The organism is Arthrobacter sp. JCM 19049 (genome assembly GCF_001310435.1).
The window spans coordinates 1-2,060 of record NZ_BAXF01000392.1 but is presented as its reverse complement, the minus strand read 5'-3'; the positions used below and the strand labels follow the sequence as shown (position 1 = coordinate 2,060).

At 67.6% G+C, this 2,060-nt stretch carries 1 protein-coding gene and 1 pseudogene; both read left to right on the top strand.

Features of this window, described 5'->3' with window-relative positions; translation table 11 throughout:
* Positions 1-1,234, top strand: a pseudogene (locus JCM19049_RS12565) (L-lactate permease); the annotation flags it as partial.
* A gap of 78 nt (positions 1,235-1,312) precedes the next feature.
* Complete coding sequence (locus JCM19049_RS12560; RefSeq protein WP_279403142.1) at positions 1,313-1,990, top strand: FadR/GntR family transcriptional regulator; 678 nt, start codon at positions 1,313-1,315, stop codon at positions 1,988-1,990.
* Positions 1,991-2,060: the final 70 nt, after the last annotated feature.

Below are 2,060 nucleotides of genomic sequence, written 5' to 3'. Positions count from 1 at the left end.
CCTGGGGCTCTCCCCGCTGCGTGCGGCCAGCGCCGTGCTGATCGCCAACACCGCCCCGGTGGCCTTTGGCGCCGTGGCCATCCCGATCACCACCGCCGGTGCGCTGACCGGGATCCCGGCCGCGGAGATCGGCGCCACCGTCGGACACCAGTCCCGGTGCTGGCCCTGTTCGTCCCCACCGTGCTGGTGCTGGTCATCGCCGGATGGCGCAGCATGCGCCAGACCCTTCCGGTGACCCTGGTGATCGGCATTTCCTTCGCCATCGCCCAGTGGCTGTGCGCGACGTACTTCTCCTATGAACTGACCGACATCGTCGCCTCGCTGGTGGGCCTGGGCGTTGCGGTGCTCTTCTTGCAGGTGTGGAAGCCCAAGGGTGCCGACGAGGCCCGCGAGCGCATCCTCACCCCCGAGGCGCTGGCCAAGCCGGTGGACGCGAACCGCAACCTGCGCCCGGGGGCGACCTGGATGGCGTTGTTCCCCTACGTGCTGGTGATCCTGATCTTCGGTGTAGCCAAGCTGTGGCGCCTGGGCGTGGACATCCCGGCGGCGCTGGCCGCCACCGACGTGAAGTTCGGCTGGCCGGGGCTGCACGGGAACATCGTGGACGGCAACGGCGAGGCGGTCTCCTCGACGATCTACAACTTCAACTGGCTCTCCACCCCCGGCACCCTGCTGCTGATCACCGGGCTGATCGTGGCCATCGTGTACTCCAAGTTCGATGACGGGGGCAAGTACCGATCGCCGTGGGCAACGCGATCGCCGAGATCGGGCGCACCGTGTACAACATGCGCTTCGCGGCGCTGACCATCCTCTCGGTGCTGGGCCTGGCCTACGTGATGAACCTGTCCGGGCAGACCATCACCATCGGCACCTGGATGGCCGGGGCCGGTGGCGCGTTCGCCTTCCTCTCGCCCATCCTGGCTGGATCGGCACCGCGGTGACCGGCTCGGACACCAGCGCGAACGCCCTGTTCGCCAAGCTGCAGCAGACCGCCGGGGTCAATGCGGGCATCGACCCGACCCTGCTGGTGGCCGCCAACACCTCCGGCGGCGTGGTCGGCAAGCTGATCTCCCCGCAGAACCTGGCCATCGCGGCGACTGCGGTGAAGATGGAAGGCCAGGAGTCGGTGATCCTGAAGAAGGTGGCCGGCTGGTCGGTGGGCATGCTGCTGGTGCTGTGCGTGCTGGTCTACCTGCAGTCCACCCCGGTGCTCAGCTGGATGCTGCCGCACTAGGCCCGTGGCCCTGGCCAACGGCGCAACACACTAAAATGGGTTCTGATGTCTACAAAGCCAACTCCGCGTGCCTACCAGGTGGTCCTGGAGGCTATTGAGCGTGACCTGCGAACCGGGAAGCTGAATCTGGGCGATCAGCTGCCCGGGGAGCGGGCGCTGGCCGAAACCCATGGGATCTCCCGGGCCTCGGTGCGCGACGCAATCCGCATCCTGGACGTGATGGGCGTGGTGCGCACCTCCACCGGTTCGGGCCCGAACTCCGGGGCGGTGATCATCTCCAACCCCTCGGCCGGGCTGTCCCAGGCGCTGCGCCTGCACGTGGCGGCCAAGGGCATCCAGGTCCGGGAGATCGTGGAGTCCCGGATCCTGCTGGAGACCTGGGCGGCGCAGATGACCCCGCGCGACCCGATCCACGCCCAACAGGTGATCGAGCGCACCGCGGTGTTGATCATGCGCATGGATGACCCGCAGCTTTCCCGCGACGAGTTCCACCGCATTGACGCCGAGTTCCATGTGCTGCTCTCCTCGATGGCCGGCAACTCGGTGGTGGAGGCGATGATGGAATCCCTGCGCCACTCGATCAGCGACTACGTGGCCTCGGCCATCCCGGACGATGCGACCTGGCAGCCGATCGTGAAGGTGCTGCGCCGCCAGCACAAGGCAATCCACCGCGCGTTTGCCAACAACAACCGGGAACGGGGCGCGCACATGCTGGAGGAACACATCAACTGGTTCTACCAGCAGACCCGCTTCTAGGCCGGGTTCCGGACCCGGCAGTTCCTTGCCGCCGGCAGGCGCCGTCCCCCACCAAAGGGGACGCGCCTGC